18 protein-coding genes are annotated in these 17,743 nt (G+C 64.0%); 15 read left to right on the top strand and 3 right to left on the bottom strand.

Annotated elements, in window-relative coordinates; all coding sequences use genetic code 11:
• Positions 1–992, bottom strand: a 992-nt coding sequence (locus RA26_RS21300) for a cache domain-containing protein (protein ID WP_039187384.1), incomplete at its 3' end; no start/stop codon positions are given.
• Between the two features lie 187 nt (positions 993–1,179).
• Complete coding sequence (locus tag RA26_RS21295; protein ID WP_039187382.1) at positions 1,180–1,941, bottom strand: YdhR family protein; 762 nt, start codon at positions 1,939–1,941, stop codon at positions 1,180–1,182.
• An 89-nt stretch (positions 1,942–2,030) separates the two neighbouring features.
• On the opposite strand from RA26_RS21295, the gene RA26_RS21290 reads away from it, so the two are divergent.
• The 15 genes from RA26_RS21290 (at position 2,031) to RA26_RS21220 (ending at position 16,404) form a co-directional block, all read left to right on the top strand.
• Positions 2,031–2,444: a winged helix-turn-helix transcriptional regulator gene (locus tag RA26_RS21290; protein WP_039187380.1), complete on the top strand. Its 414-nt coding sequence runs from the start codon at positions 2,031–2,033 to the stop codon at positions 2,442–2,444.
• A gap of 128 nt (positions 2,445–2,572) precedes the next feature.
• The gene (locus RA26_RS21285) at positions 2,573–3,373 is read left to right on the top strand and encodes a transporter substrate-binding domain-containing protein (protein WP_039187378.1); all 801 of its coding nucleotides are present in this window, start codon (positions 2,573–2,575) and stop codon (positions 3,371–3,373) included.
• 73 nt (positions 3,374–3,446) lie between these two features.
• Entirely contained in the window at positions 3,447–4,109 is a 663-nt protein-coding gene (locus tag RA26_RS21280) for an amino acid ABC transporter permease (protein WP_039187376.1), read from the top strand.
• Positions 4,110–4,120: 11 nt separating this feature from the next.
• A complete protein-coding gene (locus RA26_RS21275) occupies positions 4,121–4,783 on the top strand; it encodes an amino acid ABC transporter permease (protein ID WP_019298488.1) in 663 nt (220 codons plus the stop codon).
• Positions 4,780–5,502, top strand: a complete 723-nt coding sequence (locus RA26_RS21270) for an amino acid ABC transporter ATP-binding protein (RefSeq protein ID WP_039187374.1) — start codon at positions 4,780–4,782, stop codon at positions 5,500–5,502. Before RA26_RS21275 ends, RA26_RS21270 begins: the two co-directional genes overlap by 4 nt.
• 65 nt (positions 5,503–5,567) lie before the next feature.
• Complete coding sequence (locus RA26_RS21265; RefSeq protein ID WP_039187371.1) at positions 5,568–6,527, top strand: dihydrodipicolinate synthase family protein; 960 nt, start codon at positions 5,568–5,570, stop codon at positions 6,525–6,527.
• On the top strand, positions 6,518–7,468 hold the full coding sequence (locus RA26_RS21260; protein WP_039187369.1) for a 4-hydroxyproline epimerase: 951 nt from the start codon (positions 6,518–6,520) through the stop codon (positions 7,466–7,468). Before RA26_RS21265 ends, RA26_RS21260 begins: the two co-directional genes overlap by 10 nt.
• A gap of 65 nt (positions 7,469–7,533) precedes the next feature.
• Entirely contained in the window at positions 7,534–8,595 is a 1,062-nt protein-coding gene (gene dctP, locus RA26_RS21255; RefSeq protein WP_039187366.1) for a TRAP transporter substrate-binding protein DctP, read from the top strand.
• Between the two features lie 53 nt (positions 8,596–8,648).
• Positions 8,649–9,185: a TRAP transporter small permease subunit gene (locus tag RA26_RS21250; protein WP_039187363.1), complete on the top strand. Its 537-nt coding sequence runs from the start codon at positions 8,649–8,651 to the stop codon at positions 9,183–9,185.
• A 3-nt stretch (positions 9,186–9,188) separates the two neighbouring features.
• Positions 9,189–10,499, top strand: a complete 1,311-nt coding sequence (locus tag RA26_RS21245) for a TRAP transporter large permease (protein ID WP_039187360.1) — start codon at positions 9,189–9,191, stop codon at positions 10,497–10,499.
• A gap of 11 nt (positions 10,500–10,510) precedes the next feature.
• Complete coding sequence (locus RA26_RS21240; RefSeq protein WP_039187357.1) at positions 10,511–11,761, top strand: NAD(P)/FAD-dependent oxidoreductase; 1,251 nt, start codon at positions 10,511–10,513, stop codon at positions 11,759–11,761.
• A gap of 24 nt (positions 11,762–11,785) precedes the next feature.
• A complete protein-coding gene (locus RA26_RS21235) occupies positions 11,786–12,889 on the top strand; it encodes a cis-3-hydroxy-L-proline dehydratase (RefSeq protein WP_039187356.1) in 1,104 nt (367 codons plus the stop codon).
• A 12-nt stretch (positions 12,890–12,901) separates the two neighbouring features.
• On the top strand, positions 12,902–13,927 hold the full coding sequence (locus RA26_RS21230; protein WP_039187353.1) for a trans-3-hydroxy-L-proline dehydratase: 1,026 nt from the start codon (positions 12,902–12,904) through the stop codon (positions 13,925–13,927).
• Between the two features lie 142 nt (positions 13,928–14,069).
• Entirely contained in the window at positions 14,070–14,750 is a 681-nt protein-coding gene (locus RA26_RS21225) for a GntR family transcriptional regulator (RefSeq protein ID WP_039187351.1), read from the top strand.
• A gap of 136 nt (positions 14,751–14,886) precedes the next feature.
• Positions 14,887–16,404, top strand: coding sequence for an aldehyde dehydrogenase (NADP(+)) (locus RA26_RS21220; protein ID WP_039187349.1), 1,518 nt, complete (start codon positions 14,887–14,889; stop codon positions 16,402–16,404).
• Positions 16,405–16,519: 115 nt separating this feature from the next.
• On the opposite strand, the gene RA26_RS21215 is transcribed toward RA26_RS21220, so the two are convergent.
• Complete coding sequence (locus tag RA26_RS21215) at positions 16,520–17,446, bottom strand: hypothetical protein (RefSeq protein WP_152612682.1); 927 nt, start codon at positions 17,444–17,446, stop codon at positions 16,520–16,522.
• Positions 17,447–17,743 lie beyond the last annotated feature (297 nt).

Genomic DNA, 17,743 nt, shown 5'->3' with positions numbered 1-17,743 from the left:
GCGATCACCTGCTCCACCGTCACGCTGAGGTTTTGCGCGGTGGTGTTGAAATCCTGGCGCAGCTGTTCGTAATCCTGAGGGAAGGTCTCGGTGATCTGCACCGTCAAATCGCCCTGCGACAGCGCCGACAGCTTACTGCTGAGCGCCGCCACCACCTTGCTGCGCTTCTCGTTCAGCGCATGCTCCGCGTCTTCCAGCTCCTGCTGCCGGATCAGCGCCTGGCGGAACACATCCAGGGTGCGCGCCATTTCACCAATCTCGCTTTTGCTGGCCGTGGCCGGAATTGCACTAGCGGTATCGCCGTCCGCCATCGACTGCATGCGTCCACGCAGGGCGCCGACCGGCCCGGTGACACTTCGGGTGATCAGGGTCGCGCCCGCCATCAGAACCGCCAGGGTGACAAGCAGCCCGGTTACGGTTGTGATAATGTTCTGCTGCACCTTGGCCTCGATATCCGACACATAGGCGCCGGTGCCGATGATCCAGCCCCAGGGTTCATAGACCCGGATGTAGCCCATCTTGGCCTCGATCACGCCGGTGCTTGCGTTGGCGAAGTGGTAAATCAGAGAGCCCTGACCATCCGCCTTGGCGATCTTGAGCATCTCCTGATAGATCCTGACACCGTTTTCATCGGTCAGGCCAGGCTGGCGCGTGCCCACCCACTCCGGCAAAAAGGCGTTTGCGGTGATCACCAAGTCGAAATCAAAGGCATGAAAGTCGCCGGCGGTTCCGAACCTGAACGCCTCCAGCACCGTGCGCCCCATCTCGCGGGCCGCTGCCTCATCCAGCTGGCCGTTCGCAACCTGGAGTTGCAGCGCATCCAACTGGCTGAAGGCCATATCTGTGATTTGATGCAGCTCGCGTTCACGGCTGACGTATTCATCGTTATTTGCGCGAACCAGCAGGAAGACAGTCAGCAGGGCAAACAGGCAAACCGCCATTGCGGCCAGCGCGTAGATCCGCACCGGCAAGCGGTAGAAGAAAGCAGGCATAGTGAAGTGGGTCCTTTGATTCCGGGCCATCTCCTTCTTGAAATAGGCAGCTGGTCCTAACAAAATCCTAGCACCGCAGCACAGCCCCGGCGCGGTCCCGCAAATGCACGCGCCAGTCCGGGCCGCCGCGCAGAAACCGCGGCAACCCGGTAGATGTCAAACCGCACTAGCGCCACACCGCCAAGTGCTAGGCGGCAGGGCTGTAATAGGGGGAGTTCATAGCCCTGCTGGCGGTCTCCGTGACCGCAGCATCAAACACCCGCGTATAGAAGGCGCAGCCCAGTTCTGCCGCGGTTTCCGGGAACATGTTCACTGCAAAATCCAGTGCATGGTCCAGTGTCTGAAAGGCGTCAAACCCGCCCAGTGTCCCGGTCTGCAAGCCGCTCAGCCAGACCTTGTTCTGCAGCCCCGGCAGCATCTTCAGCGCCTTGTTGCGGGCCTGCCAGGGCGCGTCCTCGAAGGGCACCGACAATTGCAGCTCAGTATAGACAAAGGCGCCGGGTGCTGCGGCTGAACCGCCGTATTGCACCGCACCCATACCGCGGCTGGCAGCCTCGGTCGCCTCGGCATCAAACACCCGCGTGTTATGCGCCACGCCGAAGGCCCGCGGCTCCGATGGGAAGTAGCCGATCACGAATTTCTGCGCGTTCTCAATGCTGTCAAAGCCATAGAACCCGCCCAGGGAATTGTTGCCGTGACCTGACAGCCAGGTCTTGTTCAGGAACCCGGGCTGCTGCCGGATCGCCTGGTTGATGTCCTGCCAGGGCGCCTGATCGAACGGCACGGAGATGGCAACTTCGGTGTAGACAAAGGCTTTGGGGGTCATGTATTTTTCCTGAGCTTGGGGAAGGGAGGGCAGCAGCAGCGCGCCCGCAGAGGCGGCCAGCAGCTGGCGGCGGGACAGCCGCGATCGTTCGCGGAAATCCGCGGTCATTGGGGTTTCGGTCATGGTCACTCCTGATTGCTTGCATTTTGCAAGTGCTCAATTGGCTCGCACAAACACTTGCAATTCGCAAGTGAAAAATATACGCAGAGCCCATGACCCAATCTCGCAGTAAGTATGACTCCGGCTGTCCCGTCGCCTATGCGCTGGACATTTTTGGTGACCGGTGGAGCCTCCTGGTCATCCGCGACATGGCAGTGAAAGGCGCCCGGACCTATGGCGAGCTGCTGGCAGGCTGGGAGGGGATCTCCACCAACATCCTGGCGCAGCGGCTGAAGCAGCTGGAGCAAGCTGGTATTGTCACCAAAGAGAAAGACCCGGACAGCGGCCGCAGCTTTGTATATGAGCTGACGCAAAAGGGCCGCGACCTGGCGCCGGTGCTTATCGAAATCGCCCTGTGGAGCGGCCGCTACAACACTGCTCCGGATGCGATGACGGGGTTCCTCGACAAAATCTCAGCAGACCGGCCAGGAACAGAGGCCAGAATGCGCGCAGGCGAGCGCCCCTAAGCTCCTGATTTGCAGCGCTCTTTGACCCGCACCCCCTGGCCCCGGCGGGTCACTCCACATATTTGTGGATTTTGTATCCATTATCCTGTATCTGATTCTCCATAACAACACACCGACAGGAGGATCTCATGTTCAAATCGCTGGCCGCTGCTGCGGCGCTTGCCCTGGTGCCCTTGGCACCTGCCCTTGCGGATACACTGGATGATGTGGTGGACCGCGGCACCCTGCGCTGCGGCGTGGTGCTGGATTTCCCGCCTATCGGCTACCGCGATGCCAACAACGAACCGGCAGGCTTTGACGTGGATTACTGCAACGACCTGGCAGCCGCGCTGGAGGTTAATGCCGAGATCCTGCCGGTCACCTGGGCCGAGCGCCTGCCCGCCATCGTGACGGGCCGCGCAGACGTTGTGTTCGGCGCCACCTCCGACAGCCTCGCACGGGCGCGCACCGTCGGCTTCACCATTCCTTATGCGATCTATTTCGCTCAGGGCGTCGTGAACACTGAAAGCGGCATCGAAAGCTTTGAGGACATCAAGGGCAAGCGGGTGGCCGGCGCCATCGGCACCGTGCCGGAGCAGGAATGGCTGAAGATCGCTGCCGAATGGGGCGAAGAGGGCAACTATCAGGGCTACCAGTCCGAGAACGAGGTGTTCCTGGCGGTGGCGCAGGGCAAGGCGGACATTGGCCTCACCACCAACACCGCGGTGCTGCCGGTGACCCAGCAATATGAAACCCTGGCAGCCGGCCCGCGGATGCCCTGGACCACCGATTACACCTCGGTCGTCGGCAAGCGCGAGGATGTCACCTGGATCAACTTCCTGAACCTGTTTGTGACCCATCAGGTGCGCTCGGGCCGCTATGCGGAACTGTGGGGCAAATACGTCGGCAGCGACGCGCCCGAACTGCGCATCCCCGGCGTGCTGTACTGACCAAACGGTGAAACCCGCCCCTGCCAGCCGCGCTCTCCCGGCGGATGGCAGGGGCTAGGGAGCAAAAGCCCTCATGTTCGACTATAATTTTCACTGGCGGCCGGTGATGAAAAGCCTGCCGGACCTGCTCGAGGCAGCCTCTTTGACGCTGCAGGTGGCGGTTCTGGCGATGGTGCTTGGCATCGTGATCGGCCTCTGCCTGGCGCTGGCGCGGCTGCACCTTCGGGGGCCGGTCTACTGGTTCGCCACCGCCTGGGTGGAGCTGGCCCGCAACACGCCTGCGCTGTTCCAGCTGTTCTTCTTCGGCTTCGGCCTCGGCGCATTCGGGCTGCATCTGTCGCCCTATCTGATTGTGCTGGCGGGGCTGACCTTCAACTGCGCGGGCTATCTGGCCGAAAACTTCCGCGGCGGCTTCAAGGCGGTGCCGGAGACCCAGATCCGCGCTTCCCGCAGCCTTGGCATGACACCCTGGCAGGCCTACAGCCGCGTGGTGATCCCGCAGGTGTTCCGCATCGTCTATCACCCGATCACCAACCAGATGGTCTGGGCGGTGCTGATGTCCTCTCTGGGGATGCTTGTGGGCTTTCGCGAGCTGTCGGGCGAGACCCAGTTCTTTGCCTCCCGCACCTTCCGCATCTTTGAATATTTTGCGGTCACAGCGGTGATCTACTACGCCATCGTCAAGGTGATCCTGCTCAGCTCGCGGCTGATGGCCGCCCGGCTGTTCCGGTACTGAGGGGAAGCGCCATGGAACCGACACTCAAGTTTTTCAGCGGCTTTGCTCCCAATGACCTGTGGTTCATGGGTGAGGCCGCGCTGCGCACGCTGTGGATTTCCGTCCTGTCGATCTCGCTTGGCACGGTGCTGGGCACCCTGTTCGGCTGGATGCTGTACGAGGGCCGCCGCGCCGCCACGCTTACACTGGCGCCGGTGCTGGACGTGTTCCGCTCCGTGCCGCTGATCATCCAGCTAGTGCTGTTTTACAACTTCGCCCCCATCGTGGGGCTGAACCTTGATCCCTTTGCCTCCGGCACCGTGATCCTGACCGTCTATACCGCGGCCCTCGTGGCCAATGTGGCCCGCGGCGGGATTGAGGCGGTGGGCGCCCCGATGCGCCGCGCCGCGCGCAGCCTCGGGCTTAGTTACTGGCAGGACCTGCGCCATGTGGTGCTGCCAATCGGCGGGCGGGCGGTGTTTCCCTCTTGGGTCGGCGTTGCCTTGGGGGTGATGAAAGACAGCGCGCTGGTTTCCGTGCTTGGCTATGTCGAGCTGCTGAAAGCCAGCCAGATCCTGATCACCCGCACCCAGGAGCCGTTCCTGATCCTTGCCCTGGCCGGCGCCTTCTACTTTGCGCTGTCCTATCCGGTCTCCCGCTACGCCACACATCTCGAAAACAGGTGGGCCCAATGATTTCCATCCGCGACCTTCACAAGTATTTCGGCGCTCTGCACGTTCTGAAAGGCATCGACCTGGATGTGCAGAAAGGCGAGGTGCTCTCTGTCATCGGCGCCTCCGGCTCCGGCAAATCGACGCTGCTTTACTGCATCAACGGGCTGGAAGCGATCCAGGACGGGGCAGTCACCGTTGATGGCACCGATGTCCACGCCAAGGGCACCGACATCAACAAGCTGCGCCAGAAGCTGGGCATGGTGTTCCAGCAGTGGAATTCCTTTCCGCATCTGACGGCGCTGGAAAACGTGGCGCTGGCGCCGCGCATCGTCAAAGGCAAATCCAAGGCTGAGGCCCGCGAAATTGCAGCGATGCAGCTGCAGCACGTGGGGCTGGGCGAGAAGCTGGATGTCTACCCCGGCGCCCTGTCCGGCGGCCAGCAGCAGCGGCTGGCAATAGCCCGCGCCCTGGCGATGGAGCCGGAATACATGCTGTTTGACGAGGCGACCTCTGCCCTGGACCCTGAACTGGTGGGCGAAGTCCTGGATACCATGCGCCTGCTCGCCGACGAGGGCATGACGATGATCTGCGTCACCCATGAGATGGGCTTTGCCCGCGATGTTTCCGACCGGGTGGCCTTCTTCCATCAGGGCGTGATGGAGGAGATCGGCCCGCCCGCCCAGATCTTCGGCGACGCCCGGTCCGAACACACCCGCAAATTCCTCGCCAACGTGCGCTGACCCCTTCCCCCGCAGGCTGCCGTGCCTCCCAGCGGCGGCCTGCCCCTAACTGGAGAATTTGGATAATGTCTACAAACGTCTTCACCGGCACCATGCCGGCCCTGATGACCCCCTGCAACCCGGACCGCACGCCGAACTTCGACGCGCTGGTCAAAAAGGGCGAGGAGATGATCGCCGCGGGCATGTCGGCAGTGGTCTACTGCGGCTCGATGGGCGACTGGCCGCTGCTGACCGATGAACAGCGGATGGAGGGCGTGGCCCGCCTCGCCGCTGCCGGGCTGCCGGTTGTGGTCGGCACTGGCGCGATCAACACCAAATCCGCCGTCGATCACGCCCGCCACGCCCAAGAGGTCGGCGCGGCCGGCCTGATGGTGATCCCGCGCGTGTTGTCCCGCGGCACCTCCGTGGCGGCGCAGAAAAACCACTTCAAGGCCATTCTGGACGCGGCGCCGGACGTGCCGGCGATCATCTACAACAGCCCCTACTACGGCTTTGCCACCCGGGCCGATCTGTTCTTTGCCCTGCGCGCGGAGCACAAAAACCTGATCGGTTTCAAGGAGTTCGGCGGCAAGGACGACCTGCGCTATGCGGCGGAGCATATCACCAGCCAGGACGATCAGGTGACCCTGATGGTCGGCGTCGACACCGAGGTCTACCACGGGTTTGTGAACTGCGGCGCCACCGGCTCCATCACCGGCATCGGCTGCGCCCTGCCCAAGGAGGCGCTGCTGCTGGCGCGCTTGTCCAAACTGGCGGCTGAAGGCAGCGCCGAGGCCCGCGTCCGCGCGCAGGAGCTGACCGACGCGATCCACGTGCTGTCCACTTTCGACGAAGGCCCGGACCTGATCCTCTACTACAAGCACCTGCTGGTGCTGAACGGCGAAGAAGACTACCGCCTGCACTTCAACGAGACCGACGAATTGTCGGACGCCCAGCGCAACTATTGCGAACAGCAGTACACGCTGTTCCGCAACTGGTTCGCCGATTGGTCGGCGCAGGGCGGGATCATCGCCGAATGCATGTAGTCGACAGCCACACCGGCGGCGAACCGACGCGCGTGATCCTGGAGGGCGGTCCCGATCTGGGGACCGGCCCGCTGGCAGAGCGCGCGCGGCGGCTGGCAGAGGAGCACATGGGTTTCTGCCACGCCGTGATGCGCGAGCCGCGCGGCCAGCCCGCCATGGTCGGCGCACTGCTGGTGCATCCGACCGATCCAAGCTGTGCAACCGGCGTCATCTATTTTGACGCCGACGCGGTGCTGGGCATGTGCGGCCATGGCACCATCGGGCTGGCGGTGACGCTGGCCCATCTGGGCCTGATCACCCCCGGCAGCCACCGGATCGAGACCCCCGTTGGGGTGGTGACGGTGCTGCTGGAGGACGCCAATACCGTCACCGTCACCAACATCGAAAGCCGCCGCGTCACCGCGGCGGCCAAGGTTAGCCTGCCCGACGGCAGCACCGTGACAGGCGATGTCGCCTACGGCGGCAACTGGTTCTTCATCATCGAGCCCAGCCCGCTGCCCTTGCGGACAGAGAACATCCGCGCCCTCACGGATCACGCCATCGCCATCCGCACTGCGGCCAATGCCCAAGGGATTGGCGGCGAAAAGGGTGAGCTGATCGACCATGTGATCTTTCAAGGCCTCTCCCCCCGCGCGGGCATCCACAGCCGCAACTTCGTGCTGTGCCCGGACGACACCTATGACCGCTCCCCCTGCGGCACCGGCAGCTCTGCCCGGCTGGCCTGCCTGGCGGCATCGGGGCGGCTGCAGCCAGGCGAGGAGATCATCCAGGAAAGCATCATCGGTTCCCCTTACCGCCTGTCCTACCAGCCGGGGCCAACTGGCGGCGTGATCCCCACCCTCACCGGCCGGGCCTTTGTGATGGGCGAAGGCAAGCTGTTCTTCAGCCCCAATGATCCGTTCAAGGGCGGCATCTCAAACAGCACGGAGGCCGCCGCCTGAACATCTTTAACCAAGGCCCGGGACGGAAACCCGGGCCAGCTACCAGCAGAAGAGAGGATACTGTCATGAAATTCACATCCGCAATCGCCGCAGGCTTCAGCCTCGCGTTGGCGTCTGCCGCTTCAGCAGCTGAGGTCGAATGGAAGATGACCGCCGCCGTCGGCGAAGGCTCCTTCCTCTACCAGAACTTCATGGAGCGCTTTGCCGGCAACGTCGAAACCCTGACCCAAGGCCGGGTTGAGATCCAGCCCTTCGGCGCCGGCGTTCTGGTGCCCGCCTTCAAGGCGCATGAGGCGGTGCAGGAAGGTATCGTCGAGGCCGGCCATTCCACCCCGTCCTATCTGGTCAATCAGGACCCGACCAATGCGATCTTCGCCTCCTTCCCCGGCGGCATGTCGCCCGAGGCCACCCTGCACTGGATCTACGAGGGCGGCGGCGAGAAGATGCTGCAGGATTTCCGCCGCGAGGAAATGGAGCTGCACAGCCTGGTCGTCGGTATCGGCACCTCTGAGGTGATGGCCCATTCCAACGTCGAAATCAAAACCGTCGAGGACCTGAAGGGCGTGAAATACCGCACCTCCGGCGCCTTTGCCGCAGTGATGAAGGACGACTTCGGCGGCGTGCCCACTGTGGTGCCCGGCAACGAGATCTACACCCTGCTGCAGCGCAAGGGCGTTGATGCCATCGAATGGTCCACCCCCGGCGCCAACTTCTCAGAAGGTTTCCACGAGGTTGCGCCCTACATGATCATGCCCGGCGTGCACCAGCCGTCCTTCCTGTGGGAGGTTTTCGTCAAGGCTGAGACCTGGGACGCACTGCCCGAAGACCTGCAGGGGCTGATCGAAGCCTCCGCGCGCCTGTCGACCTATGAGGGCTACACCCGCTTTGGCGACGCCGACATCAAGGCGATGGCCGATTACCGCAAGACCAAGGTGCAGATGGTCCAGATGGAGCACGCCGAGTCCGAAAAGCTGCGCGAAGCCGGCCGCAACTGGGCCCGTGCCCGCGCTGCGGAGCTGTCCGAGGGCGGCAATGCCCGCATGCAGGAGATCCTGGACAGCTACCTGGCCTACCAGGCCAGCTGGGCGGAAAACTCCGTCTACCTGGTGCGTGACGCTGCTGAATGACCCTATGCGCGGGCCGGGAACTCCGGCCCGCGCCTCCCTGCCCGGAGGTTTCCATGCATTTCTTCAGAACCGGCGTTGAAGGGCTGTCGGCCCTGCTGGGCGCGGTTGGCAAATTGACCATCCTTGCCATGATTGCGGCCATGCTTTATGAGGTCGCCGCCCGCTACGTCTTTGGCGCTCCGACGCTCTGGGCCTTTGACATTTCCTACATGCTGAACGGCTCCATCGTGTTCCTGGGCGCCGCCTATTCGCTGCGCAAAGAGGCACATGTGCGGATTGACTTCCTGTCGCAGAAATTCCCGCTGCGCGTCCAGCAACTGCTGAATGCCGCGGTCTATGCGCTGCTGATGGCACCGATCATCGGCGCGCTGACCTGGGTCGCCGCCTCCAAGGCGCTGAAGGCGTTCCAGACCGGCGAGGTGGAAACTGTCAGCCCCTGGGCGCCGCTGATGTGGCCGTTTTACTCGGTAATTGCCCTTGGCCTCCTTGCTTTTTGCCTGCAGTTCCTGCTGGAGGCGCTCCTTTACTTACGCGGCGAGAAGACACCGGGGCAAACCCCCGATGATCACCACAACGCGCCGGAGAGCTGATTTATGATCCCCCTTCTGATGTTTGCCGCCCTGTTTGCGCTGGTGTTTGCCGGCATCCCGGTGGCGTTTTCGATGATGATCGTCGCCGTTGCCTTTGGCTATGCGGTCTTTGGCGACATACTGTTCCTGCAGCTTTACGGGCCGCTGTTGCACACCGCCTCGAACTTCGTGCTGGCGGCGATCCCGCTGTTCATCTTCATGGGCGCGGTGCTGGAACGCTCCGGCATTGCCAAGCGGCTGTTTTATGCGCTGCAGATCTGGCTGGGCGGACTGCCCGGCGGGCTGGCGCTGTCGACCATCGCCATGTGCGCGATCTTTGCCGCCGCCTCCGGCGTTGTCGGCGCGGTGGAGATCGTCGTGGGGCTGATGGCCATCCCCGCGATGCGCGCGGCGGGCTACAAGAACGACCTGATTGCCGGCACCATCTGCGCGGGCGGCTCGCTCGGCACCATCATCCCGCCCTCCGTGATCGTGGTTGTCTATGCCTCCATTGCGCAGCTGTCGATCGGCCAGCTGTTTGCCGCCTCGATCCTGCCCGGCGTGCTGATGGTTGTGTTCTTCGTCGGCTATGTGCTCTTGCGCAGCCTGCGCAACCCTGAGGACGCGCCGGTGCTGCCGCCTGAGGGCCGCGCCATGCCGATGGGCCGGAAGCTGAAAATCACCGTCACCGCGCTGGTGCCGCCCTTGCTGCTGATTGCCATGGTGCTGGGCTCGCTGCTGGCAGGGGCCGCCTCTGCAACAGAAGCCGCCGCCGTGGGAGCCGCCGGCACGCTGGTGCTGACACTCCTGTTCCGGGAACTCACCTTCACCATGCTGCGCGAGGCGCTGGGGGTAACCCTGCGCATCACCGCGATGATCATGCTGATCGTGGCGGGCGGCACCATGTTCACCTCGATCTTTGCCGTCAACGGCGGTGGCGAGCTGGTGCGCGATACGGTGGAGGTGATCGGCTATGGCAATGCGGGCCTCATCACCTTCCTGCTCATGGTGGTGTTCTTTGCGGGCTTCGTGCTGGACTGGGTGTCGATCGTGCTGATCTTCGTGCCGATCTTTGCCCCGCTGGTGCGCAGCGCGGGCATTGATCCCGTCTGGTTTGCGATGCTGGTGCTGGTGGTGATCCAGACCTCTTATCTGACGCCGCCGATGGCGCCCTCAATCTTTTACCTGCGCTCCATCGCGCCCAAGGACATGACCTATGGCCATATGTACCGCGGGGTGCTGCCTTTTGTTGCCGCACAGGGCCTGGTGCTGGTGGCGCTCCTCTTGGTGCCAGAGCTGGCCACCTGGCTGCCTTCCCTGCTGGTCGGACTGTGATAGGACCTGACATGACCGCAAAAGACACAAACGACATCCTCGTCATCGGCGCCGGCATCATCGGCCTCAGCGCTGCGCTGGAACTGCAGAAACAGGGCCGCCGCGTGCGTATTCTCGACCGCACCGGCGTCGCGGCTGAGGCTTCGGCGGCCAGCGCCGGCGCTTTTGCCTTTACTGACATTGTGCCGCTGGCCACCCCCGGTATCATGCGCAAGGCCCCCAAATGGCTACTGGACCCGCTGGGGCCGCTGTCGGTGCCGCCCGCATACGCGCTGCAGATCGCGCCCTGGATGCTGCGGTTCTGGCGCGCCAGCTGGCGCAGCCGCTACCAGGCGGCACTGCAGGCGCAGGTGCAGCTGATGGCGCATTCCCGCGCCGCGCTGGAGCGTCAGATCACGGATGTGGACGGCGAGCCGCTGATGCAGCGCGAAGGGCAGATGCAGCTTTACGAGGGAGAGAGCGCCTTCCGTGCCGCCCTGCCCGGCTGGCAGCTGCGGCGCGAACATGGCATCCGTTTCGACCTGCTGCGCAGCCCGCAGGCAATTGCCGAAGTTCAGCCCGGCCTCGCCCCCCGCTTCACCCACGCGGCTTTCACGCCCGACTGGATGAACACGGTGAACCCCAACAGTTGGGCCGAACATCTGGGGCAGACCTTCGTGGCGCGTGGCGGCAGCATTGACACCGCCGAAGTGACCGCCCTGCGCAGCGAAGGCGGGCAGACCGTGGCCCAAACCAAGGACGGCCCGGTCTCCGCCAGCCAAATCGTTGTCGCCTGCGGGGCCTGGTCGCACCAGCTGGCCAGTACCTTGGGCGAAAACATCCCGCTAGAGACCGAGCGCGGCTACAACACCACCCTGCCGCCTGGTGCCTTCGGCCTGCAAACCCACCTCACCTTTCCGGCGCATGGCTTTGTCATCACCAAGATCAGCGGCGGCGTGCGGGTGGGCGGCGCGGTGGAACTGGGCGGTCTGAAACTGCCGCCCAACTACCGCCGCGCGGACATCCTGCTGGACAAAGCCAAGCACTTCCTGCCGGGTCTCGACACCTCCGGCGGCACCCAATGGATGGGCTTCCGCCCGTCGATGCCCGACAGCCTGCCGGTGATCAGCCGCTCCGCCCGCGCCCCCGGCGTGATCTATGCTTTCGGCCACGGCCATCTGGGCCTGACCCAGGCCGCTGGCACCGCCGAACTGGTTGCCTCTCTCGCCGCAAACACCCCCGCCGCGCTGCCGATGCAGCCCTACGCCGCCACCAGGTTCTGACCCGCAGCTGAAAGGAGCCGCGCCATGAAAATCACCCAGCTCACCGTCTACCAGGTCGATCTGCCGCTGAAGGAAGGCCGCTACAGCTGGTCGAACGGCAATTATGTCGATGTCTTCGACAGCACCGTGCTGGAAATCACCACCGATGAGGGGCTGACCGGCTATGCCGAATGCTGTCCGCTGGGCTCCGCCTACCTGCCCTCCTTCGCCCGCGGCGTGCGCGCCGGGCTGGCGGAACTGGCACCGCATCTGATCGGGCAGGACCCGCTGAACCTGGGCCGGATCAACCGCACCATGGACGCCGCCCTGCGCGGCCACCCCTATGCCAAAGCACCAGTCGACATCGCCTGCTGGGACCTTCTGGGCAAAGCCACCGGCCAGCCGGTTTGCACTCTGCTGGGCGGCGCCGCGCAGGAGGATGTGGTGCTCTACCGCGCCATCAGCCAGGAGGACCCGGACACCATGGCCCGCAAGATCGAGGGCTATGCCGCCGAGGGCTACACCAAGTTCCAGCTCAAGGTCGGCGGCGAGGCCAACGACGATATCGACCGCATTCACGCGACCCGCGCGGTGCTGAAAAAATCCGACCTGCTGGTGGCCGATGCCAACACCGGCTGGACCCGGCACGAGGCCGCGCGGGTGGTTGGCGCCATCGCGGGCCTCGACGTCTATGTGGAGCAGCCCTGCCTCACCTATGAGGAAAGCGTCTCAATCCGCCGCCGCACTGCGCTGCCCTTTGTGATGGATGAGGTGATCGACACCCCCAACACGCTGGTGCGCGGCATTGCCGAGGATGCGATGGACGTGATCAACCTCAAGATCTCCAAGGTCGGCGGCCTGAGCAAGGCACGGCTGATGCGCGATCTGTGCGTAGCGCATGGGATCCCGATGACCATCGAAGACACCTGGGGCGGCGACATCACCACCGCCGCCATCGCCCATCTGGCCCGCTCCACCCCGGCGGAGTTCACCTTCTCCGCCACAGACTTCAACAGCTATGGCACCGTTGACATTGCCCGCGGCGCGCCCAAGCGTGTGAACGGGCGGATGACCGCCCCCGATGAACCCGGCCTGGGGATCACCCCGATTTTCGAGGCCCTGGGCGACCCGGTTGCCCGCTATTCCTGAGGAGGCCTGCGGATGCGCAGCAGCAAGACCATCCATGTGATCTCCGCCCATGCAGAGGGCGAGGTGGGCGACGTGATCGTCGGCGGCGTCGCACCGCCGCCGGGCGAAACCCTATGGGAGCAGCGCGCCTTCATCGACCGTGATCAGACCCTGCGGAACTTTGTCCTGAATGAGCCCCGCGGCGGCGTGTTCCGCCATGTGAACCTCTTGGTGCCGCCCAAGCACCCGGAGGCCGACATGGGCTTCATCATCATGGAGCCGGAATACACCCCGCCGATGTCCGGCTCCAACTCGATCTGCGTCTCCACCGTGCTCTTGGACGGGGGCATCCTGCCGATGCAGGAACCGGAAACCCACCTGTTGCTGGAGGCACCCGGAGGGCTGGTGCGGGTGCGCGCCGAGTGCCGGAACGGCAAGGCAGAGCGGATCTTCGTGCAGAACGTGCCCAGCTTCGCCGGTGAGATCGGCGCGGCGCTGGATGTGCCGGGTATCGGCACGCTGACCGTCGACACCGCCTATGGCGGCGACAGTTTCGTGGTGGTGCAGGCCGCCGATCTGGGCGTGGAGATCACAGAGGCAAACGCCAAGCAGATCGCCCAGCTGGGCACCCGCATCCTAGAGGCCGCCAACGCGCAGCTCGGCTTCACCCACCCGGAGAACACGGACTGGAACCACATCTCCTTCTGCGCCTTCTGCGGCCCGCTGGAACAGACGGAAACCGGTCTCCGCAGCCGGTCAGCAGTGGCGATCCAGCCGGGCAAGGTCGACCGTTCCCCTACCGGCACCGCGGTCTCTGCCCGCATGGCGCTGATGCTGGCCAAGGGGCAGATGGAACTGGGGCAGACCTTTGAGGCCGTATCGATCATCGGCTCGTGTTTCACCGGGCGCATCGTGGAACAGACCACGGTGGGCACCCGTCCGGCCATCGTCCCCGAACTCAGCGGCCGCGGCTGGGTCACCGGCATTCACCAGCACATGCTGGACCCGGACGACCCCTGGCCCGGCGGCTACCGTCTCAGCGACACCTGGGGCACCTGACAGGTCCGGCTTTTGGATACAATATGCCAATACCGGATCCAGCCCGCCCGCGCGGCCAGCTGGACCGGGCCGGCTGCTTGTACAGACAGGGAAAACCCACTAGCGTATCCAAAATACGAACAGCAGACCCGACGAGGCCCCCATGGCAGGCAAACGCGCCGTTACCCGCAGTTCCCTCCCGGAAGTGATTGCCAACGACCTGCGCGAGCGTATCCTCAGCGGTGAGCTGGCAGAGGGCGAAACCATCCGGCAGGAGGCGCTGGCAGAGGAATACGCCGTCTCCCGCATGCCGATCCGCGAGGCGCTGAAGCGGCTGGACGCCGAAGGGCTGGTGCAATTCACCAACAACCGCGGCGCCTCTGTCACCAAGCATTCCCTGCGTGAAATCGCCGAGATCTTCGACCTGCGCATCCTGCTGGAGGTGGACCTGTTCCGCCGCGCGATCCCGGCAATGACCACCGAGGATTTCACCCGCTGCACCCAGATCCTCGACGACATGGACGCCTCATACGATGCCAATGACGTGGCCAAATGGGGCGCGCTCAACCACAAATACCACTCGGCCCTCTATGCCGCTGCGGACCGCAAGCTGACCAATGAGGTGCTGCAGGGCATCAGCCTGCATTGCGACCGCTTCATCCGGATGCACCTCAGCGTGATGAAACAGCGCGAACCGGCCAAGAAGGAACACCACGACCTCTTGGACCTGGCCCAGGCCCGCGATGTGGAGGGCGCCTGCGCCGCGCTGACCCTTCATATCTCCCGCACCAAGGATGCGCTGCTGTCGCTGGTCGCCGAACACCGCGCCATTGCCGACAGCTGAACCGCCCTTTCCCGGCTCCTGACACCTGACCTGCGCGGTTTTCTCCGGGTGGCATCTTGCGCAATCCGTATTTTGTATCCATTATCCTGTATCAAGACTCACCTGCTGCCCGGCAGCTCTAGACAGAGGCCCGCCCATGTTCACACCGCACGGAAACCACTTGATCGCAGGCGCCTGGGTGCCCGGCGGCACCCACTTCCCCTCCGCCCCCGCTACCGGCCCCAGCCATGACTTCTCTATTGGCCGCGTCAGCGACGTGAATGCCGCGGTGGAGGCGGCAGAAGACGCCTTTGCCAGCTACGGCAGCACCAGCCGGGCAGAGCGCGCCGCCTTCCTCCACGCCATCGCGGATGAGATCGAGGCCCGCGCCGAGGCCATCACCGCCATCGGCACCCAGGAAACCGGCCTGCCGGAGGCCCGCCTGCAGGGCGAACGCGGCCGCACCACCGGCCAGCTGCGCACCTTCGCAGAACATATTCTCCAGGGCGATTACCTCGACCGCCGCCATGACGCCGCGCTGCCGGACCGCGCCCCCCTGCCCCGACCTGAGCTGCGGATGATGCAGCGCCCGCTGGGGCCGGTCGCGGTCTTCGGCGCCTCCAACTTCCCGCTCGCCTTCTCCACTGCCGGCGGCGACACCGCCGCAGCACTGGCCGCAGGCTGCCCGGTGGTGGTCAAGGGCCACAGCGCCCACCCCGGCACCGGCGAGATCGTCGCCGAAGCCGTCCTTGCCGCCATCACCAAATGCGGGATCCACCCCGGCGTCTTCAGCCTGATCCAGGGCGGCAACCGCGCGGTCGGCGCGGCGCTGGTGCAGCACCCGCTGATCAAGGCGGTGGGCTTCACCGGCTCGCTTGCCGGCGGGCGCGCCCTGTTCGACCTTTGCGCCGCCCGGCCAGAGCCGATCCCCTTCTTTGGCGAGCTGGGGTCCGTGAACCCGATGTTCATCCTCGCCGCCGCCCTCACCAGCCGCGGCGCGGAAATCGCCACCGGCTGGGCCGCCTCGCTGACCATGGGCGCGGGCCAGTTCTGCACCAATCCCGGCATCGCCGTGCTGCGCGCAGGTGCCGAGGCGGAGCGTTTCATCGACACCGCCACCGCCGCCCTGTCAGCGGTCGCCCCCCAGACCATGCTGACCGAGGGCATCGCCAGCGCCTACCAGGACGGCCAGCGCCGCGTCGCCGCCACCGCGGGCGTGCGCGAGCTGCTGACCACCAGCTGCGACACCCGCACCGCCGCGCCCTACCTCTATGTCACAGAAGCCCGCACCTGGCTGGATAACGAGATTCTGGCCGAGGAGGTCTTTGGCCCGCTGGGTCTGGTGATCACCGCTGAGAGCGACGCCGAGATGCTGGAGATCGCCCGCGCGCTGCAGGGCCAGCTGACCTGCACCCTGCATCTGGACGAGGGGGACACCGCCCAGGGCCAGACCCTGCTGCCGGTGCTGGAGCGCAAGGCCGGCCGGGTGCTGGCCAACGGCTTCCCCACCGGGGTTGAGGTTTCCGACACCATGGTCCACGGCGGCCCCTACCCGGCCTCCACCAATTTCGGCGCGACGTCGGTGGGCACCCTGTCCATCCGCCGCTTCCTGCGCCCGGTGTGCTACCAGAACATCCCCGAAGCATTGCTGCCGGAGGACCTGCGGGAGGGGTGAGAGGGCTGCGCTGAGGCGGTGGCTGTCCAGACAAATGCGAGGCCCCGGAGGTGATCCGGGGCCTAGTTGATGGGAAACGTTGAGTAGAAACGAAGGTACGCCCTAAGACTACCCCCTAGTGCATCCGCTTTTCGAAATCAGCGGCCCCAAACACCCACTCCGAAGCTGCTTGGAGATCTTGATCGGCAACATTCAAGGAATTTCGTATATAATAGTAGGCTCTTAGAAAAACGACATCGGCCAACGTCGCTTCTGCATAGTTGAGATCCAGGTTTAATGCGCTCGGTACTTCGCCACTAAAAGGATACAACCCGGCCACTAGAAGTAGCTGCTTTGAAAGACAGGCTTCCAACTCCTCATAGGGAGTGAAGATATACGCCCGCCCCTCGGTTTCTCTTCTGTTGAGCGAAACCGCACAGTTGGTGCCTGCAAACAGCTGAGCAATGGAAGCTTCGCTGGAATGACCCGGTGCCTGATCCGAGCGTCCGCTTGAATACTGCCGGATCACCTGCTGGTCCGCTATCTCACGTGCCTTCCTTAGAAGAAATTCGCCATCGCCAACGAAAACAACCAAATTCGCTTTTTCTCGCTGCCTTTCGGGAGCAGCTTTTAGCCCACCTTCACTGAAAACGTCATACACTTCCTCCCCGCTCTTAAAGAAAAAGAACGGGGTTTTAGCTTCCTCAGTCACAACGAAGTGATAAGTTAGAATTGCTTCTGGCCAATAGAACGGCGCGAATTGGCAGTTTTGGCACCCAAGAACCGTTTTCACGAAGTCTTTTGCCAGCGCCTCATCATTAAGGAGAGGCGAGTAATCAACCGGCTCGCCCCGTGACATCCTAAACCCATTCCGGATGTTGCCTGAAGCGTCGATTGAGAAGCGCTTGTAGCCATAGCTCTCCACTCGCTCCTTGGAAAACACATCCGAATGAATATTGATCAGGGCCTCTTCGTTTGTTTCCTGAGCCACTACTTGCCCCGCAGTAAGAAGAAACAGGGAAAAAGCTATGGCAGGGAATCCATGCATCCACATCACGCGCATTCTCTCAGTGCAAAGCTATTTCGAAGGAGTAACTCCTATCGGTTTCAAGCGCCAGCGCCGTCCCGCGGGGTGGCACTCGCAACGTTCGCGTTTGGCAATTTATCCCGGCCACATCCGTACAAGCTCACCGACACACAGAATATCAGCCAAAGCGCCGCCCCATGGGGGCGGGACGGCGCTGGCGCGGCGGCCTGCGGCCTTGATTCCGCGCCGGGGTCCAGGCTCCGCTGCAGCTCCATAGGGGCGGTTTGCCTGGGCACTCATTCCCCGAACACCCCCGTTGCGCCCCCACCGTAC

Source organism: Leisingera sp. ANG-M7 (genome assembly GCF_000813965.1).
Classification (GTDB): domain Bacteria; phylum Pseudomonadota; class Alphaproteobacteria; order Rhodobacterales; family Rhodobacteraceae; genus Leisingera.
This window is presented reverse-complemented; position numbering and strand designations above follow the sequence as displayed.